The sequence below is a fragment of the Achromobacter semiaridum genome, assembly GCF_053543755.1.
In genome coordinates, this window is the sequence record NZ_JBLVOL010000130.1 from 1 (window position 1) to 5,134 (window position 5,134).

The 5,134-nt window shown below is 68.4% G+C and carries 6 protein-coding genes; all 6 read right to left on the minus strand.

Annotated features, from left to right (window positions below; all coding sequences use genetic code 11):
- A partial coding sequence (locus tag ACNPP0_RS26685; RefSeq protein ID WP_448707492.1) for an N-acyl-D-amino-acid deacylase family protein occupies nt 1–1,441 on the minus strand: 1,441 nt, incomplete at its 3' end.
- Between the two features lie 7 nt (nt 1,442–1,448).
- Nucleotides 1,449–2,111: a TetR/AcrR family transcriptional regulator gene (locus tag ACNPP0_RS26690; RefSeq protein WP_332612332.1), complete on the minus strand. Its 663-nt coding sequence runs from the start codon at nt 2,109–2,111 to the stop codon at nt 1,449–1,451.
- A 3-nt stretch (nt 2,112–2,114) separates the two neighbouring features.
- Entirely contained in the window at nt 2,115–3,026 is a 912-nt protein-coding gene (locus tag ACNPP0_RS26695) for a DUF6963 family protein (RefSeq protein WP_448707493.1), read from the minus strand.
- Between the two features lie 2 nt (nt 3,027–3,028).
- Nucleotides 3,029–3,928, minus strand: a complete 900-nt coding sequence (locus tag ACNPP0_RS26700) for a carbohydrate ABC transporter permease (RefSeq protein WP_448707494.1) — start codon at nt 3,926–3,928, stop codon at nt 3,029–3,031.
- Nucleotides 3,918–4,862, minus strand: a complete 945-nt coding sequence (locus ACNPP0_RS26705; RefSeq protein ID WP_448707495.1) for a carbohydrate ABC transporter permease — start codon at nt 4,860–4,862, stop codon at nt 3,918–3,920. Before ACNPP0_RS26705 ends, ACNPP0_RS26700 begins: the two co-directional genes overlap by 11 nt.
- The coding region (locus ACNPP0_RS26710; RefSeq protein WP_448707496.1) for a TOBE domain-containing protein at nt 4,859–5,134 on the minus strand (276 nt) is incomplete at its 5' end. The genes ACNPP0_RS26710 and ACNPP0_RS26705, both read right to left, overlap by 4 nt.

A 5,134-nucleotide genomic window follows, 5' to 3' on the forward strand; every position in this document is an offset into this window, starting at 1 on the left:
GGCGGCCGGGGCGCGCGCCCGTGGGGGCGCCGTCTTCCTCGACCAACTGGCCGTTGACCAGTACGGCGTGGATGCCGGTGGACGGCAGCGTCGGTTCGGCAAAGCTGGCCAGGTCGGCGACGGTGGCGGCGTCGAACACCACCACGTCGGCATAACAGCCGGCGCGCAGCACCCCGCGATCTTTCATGCCGAATTGCGCGGCGGTCAGGCTGGTCATGCGGCGCACCGCCTCCTCCAGGCCCAGCACGCGCATCTCGCGCACATAACGCGCCAGCACGCGCGAAAACGCGCCCCACAAACGGGGATGCGGGCGCTGATCATGCGGCAGGCCATCCGAGCCGATCATCACGCTGCCGTGCCCGATGACACGCTTCACGTCGGCTTCGTCCATCGAGAAATAAATTGCGCCACCCGGCGACAGATCTTCGGCCAGGCGGGTGGGGTCCTTGCCTTCGCGCTCGGCCAGTTCGCGCAAGTCCACGCCCTGGATTTCCGGGCGCGTCTGCGACCACGTGACGATGATTTTTTCGCCGGCCGCCACGCGGCGCGGTTCCAAAATGGTGGACGACGCGGCGTAGGGATACACGTCCATGCCCAGTGGCTGGTCGGCGCGCACGCGGTCAAACAGCGCCAGCGTTTGCGCGGTGCGCCCGTGGTTGTGCTTGCCGGTGACCTTGTGGTGCGACAGGATGGCCGGCACGTCGGCGGCGCGCCCGATCAGGAAGGCTTCTTCCATGGCATCGCAGACGTGGTCGGCTTCATCGCGCAGGTGTGTGGTGTACAGGCCGCGCCAGGCCGACAGCGGTTCGGCCACGCCGATGACTTCTTCGGTGCTGGCGTGCATGGCGGTGGGGTAGTACAGCCCCGTGGACAAGCCCGCCGCGCCGGCCGCCATGGCTTCGTCCAGCGCGCGGCGCATGGTGGCGATTTCGGCTTTGTCGGCAGGGCGGTCAAGCCGGTCCATGGCGGATACGCGCAGGCTGGAATGGCCTACCAGCGCCAGGCTGTTGACGGCGGCGGGCGCGGCGTCCAGCGCGGCGGCGTAGTCCTGCATGCGCGCGTAGAGTTCGCCCGTGTGCTTGGCCAGGAGGTTCAGCGGGGGCGGCACCACGTCACCCGGCGTGCGCACGGGCGCCAGGCTGATGCCGCAATTGCCCGTGACCACGGTGGTGACGCCCTGGCTGACCTTGGGCCGCATCAACGGCGTGCCCAGCAGCGCGCGGTCATCGTGGGTGTGGCAATCGATGAAGCCGGGCGACACCACCTTGCCGGCGGCGTCCACGCGATGCCGCGCGCGCCATGACGAGCCATCGCCGATGGCCGCGATGCGTTCGCCCTGGATGGCCAGGTCCGCGCGAAAGGCGGGCCCGCCCAAACCGTCGGCGATCTGGCCGCCGGTGATGATGATGTCGTAGTCGTGCTGATCGGTTTGCGCGGGCATGAAGGGCTCAGGTGGCGGGGTCGGCGGCCGGCGATTTGCCTCGGCGCGCCTCCAGGGTGGCAAGGGATTCGGAATTCAAGGGGTCTGGAAAGCCATGGGACACCAGGTGTTCCAGCGCGCCGCTGATGCGGTCCCAGCCTTCGGGCGTGCGCAGCGGCACGCCCAGGAAGTGGGATTCGGTCTTGCCGCGCAGCATCAGGTACAACACGCCGGCCAGCATGACGCTGACCATCGCCGGCATGTCCACGTCGGGGGCCAGGCCATCGACGCGGTCGATGAAACCGCGCGCCGCGCGTTCGCGCCGTTCGGCCAAGGGCGCCGACACCTCGTTGCGTTCGATCAGTTCCCAGCGGCGCACTTCGCGCAGGGTTTCGTTGCCGGCCAGCGCGTCGATCTGCGCGCGCAGCATCGACATCACCAGTTCGCCCGGCGTGCGCTGGCTGGATTCATCAGCGGCCAGCAACCCGGGGTTGCGCGTCCAGAAGTCCTGCTCCTGCATCCAGGCCAGCATCAGGCCCGGCATGCCGTCGAAGTAGCGGTAGATCAGTTCTTTGCTGACGCCGGCGCGTTTGGCGATGGCGTTGATGCCCACGCCGCCCATGCCCGTTGCAAGGATCTGGTCTTGCAGCGCCTGCAAAATTTGTCTTTCGGTATTTTCGCGACGGGACATGGCCTATTCCTTCATGAGGATGAGGGAGCGGGCGGGGTCCGGCACGCCGGTCACCTGCCCGTCGGCCAGGTCGGCAATGAGTTCGCTGACGGTATGGCCGATACGCCCGCCATCTTGCCAGACTTCACTGCCCAGGTAGACCGCGTTCGCCCGGCGGGCGCCATGAGGCAGCGACGGGTCGGCCTGTTCGATGGAAAGTATGCCTCCGCGTGCATCGACGTGCACGCGATCCTGCGTGGAGCGGATGATCGGCGTGCCCGCGTACAGTCGCAATGCGCGGTAGGAAGCGGTTGTACCGGTCAAGGCGTACCAGGCCAGGTCCGCCATGGCGTGCGGCAGCGGCGCGCACGGATGAATGGAGTTGTGCAGCACGGCCACACGGCAGTCGCCGTTATCGTGCCGGGCCATGCCGTGATCGGGGCGGCGCGACACGCGCTGCGTATTGCCCCAGCCCAGTTCGCCCGTGACGGATAACGCGATCAGGCCCGCGTCGATTTCGGGGTGCGCGCCCAGCACGCGCGCGACGGCGTCGCCGGGCTTCGCACCGCCCGCCATCAGCCGCAGCGTGGCCACGTTCAGCGGCACGCCGTCCGCGCCTGGGCGATTGGGCAGGCGGTGGCCCGTGACCAGCCCCACGCCATCGGCGCCCGGCAGGAACTGCACCAGGGGCTCGGGGCGGTCCGGCCCGCTTTCGATCAACGCCGCGCGCCGGGCCTGCAACCAATGTGCCGGCAGGTCCAGCGCGCTGACGCCGCCGCGCTGGCACGACGCGTGGTGCACGCGGCCCGCGTCGTCCAGGATGGCCAACACCGCGAAGCCGCCGATGGCGCCATGGCCCATCAGCTCGGCGGCCAGCGCCGCCGCGTGGACTGCCGCGCCCGCGTTGGGTCCCGCCGCCGCTACGCCGATCGTCATCGCTAGTCCGTATTGCTCGTCACGGGATCGACGATGTTCAGGTTGGTGATAAAGCGCTGGAACAGCATGGCCAGCGCCAGCGGGGGCAGCGGCCCCAGCATGCTGGCGGCGGCGAACAGGCCCAGGTCCGCGCGAAAGCCCGGCATCAGCGGCGACAGCCCCAACAACGACGCCGACAGCGTTTGCGCCTGCGTGCCGCCCGTCAGCACGATGGCGAACAACAGGTCGTTCCAGCCAACCAGGAACGCGATGATGAACGCCGCCGCAATGCCCGGCAGCGCCATGGGCAGCGTCACGTGGCGCAGCATCTGCCAACGCGTGCAGCCGTCCATGCGCGCCGCGCGCTCGATCTCAACGGGCAGCGATGCGAAGTAGCCCATCAATACCCACGACAGCAAGGGGATCACGGCGGTCAGGTATACGATCCACAGCCCGAACAGGCTGCCCGCCAGGCCGATGGCGGCAAAGAACACGTAGTACGGAATCAGCAACGCAATCGGCGGCAAGGTGCGGGACGCCAGCAACACGTAAAGCAGCGGGCCCTTGAACGGAAATTCAAAGCGGCCCAGCACGTAGCCCGCCAGCGTGGCGATGGCCGTGCCCACGGCCGCCGCCGGCAGCGCCACCAGCGCGCTGTTCACAAAGCCCGTCATGATGGCCTTGGTCTGCCCGCCAAAGATCGAATCCGATGTCGACATGCCCAACACGCGCAGGTAGTTGTCGAACGTGAACCCCCCCACGTTGTGCGCCACGCCCATGATGATGGCCGACTCGTCCATGAATGACGCCTTCAGCGTCCAGTACAGCGGGAACAAGCACCAGAAGGCGACCAGCGCGACGCCGGCCCCGACCAGCCAGGGGCGCCAGCCTTCGCCGGTGACTTGGGCAGCGTCATTGCGCATGGGCGGCTCCTTGGGGGCGCTTCTTGCGGATCAGCATGAAGTAGGCGGTGGCCAGCAACAGCGACAGCACGGTCAAGAGAAAGGCCGCGGCCGAGGCCAGGCCATACTTCGAAAATTCAAAGTTGTAGCGGAAGATCAGCAGCGGCAGGATCTGCGTGGACGTGCCCGGCCCGCCGCGCGTCAATGAGAACAGCAGGTCGAACTGGCGCACCGCTTCCACCGTCATCACCACCAGCACGATCAACGTGGTGTGTTTCAAGTGCGGCAAGGTGATGTGCCGAAAGCGCGACAGCGGCCCCGCGCCGTCCACGCGCGCCGCGCGGTACAGATCGCGCGGAATCGTCTGCAACGCGGCCAGGTAGAAGAAGCTGCCCAGCGGCGCGATATGCCAGACAAACGCCAAGGCGACCCAGAACAACGCCCAGTCGCTGGACAGCCAGACGGTGGCCGCGTTGGCCAGGCCCAGCGGCGCCAGCAGCCCGGTCAGCGCACCAAAGCTTGGGTTCAGCAAAAACGAAAACACCGTCGCCGTCACCGCCTGCGACATGGCCCAGGGCAACAGCGCCAGGCCGCGCACCAGGCCGCGCAACGGCATCTCTTCGTTCAGCACCAGCGCGATGCCCAGCGCGGCCACAAACGAGCCCACGACGCACATCGCGACAAAGCCCAGGCTGCGCCAGATGGCGTCAATGACGGCGGGGTCGGCCAACACTTCGCCATACAGGTCCGTGCCGACGAACTCCTCGGTGCGCAGGATGGCGTTGGTGTCGTGCAGGCTGAGCCAGAACGAATAGCCCAGCGGCACGCCGATGATCAGCGTGTTCAACGCGTACACCGCCACGATCACCGTCAGCGCAAAGCTCAGGTCCGACATCTCGCGCCCACCGGGGCGCGCGGCGGCCGGGCGTGCCGGCGACAGGCTGGCGGCGCTCATCGACGCGGCTCCTCGCCGCCATGCACGCGCAGCCCCTGTGCGTCGAACAGGTACAGGCGCGCCGCGGGCAGCGCCAGCGCAATCGGCGCGCCAACCTCGTAGCGGCGTTCGGGCGGCAAACGGGCGCGCAGGCGCGGGCCGTCTTCGCCGCCCACGCACACGTCCACGAACTGGTCGGGCCCCACCGGTTCAACGGCCCACACGCTGCCTTGCAGCAGCAAGCCGTCGCCCGCCAGCGGCGCGGGCGCCATGGCTTCGGGCCGGATGCCCAA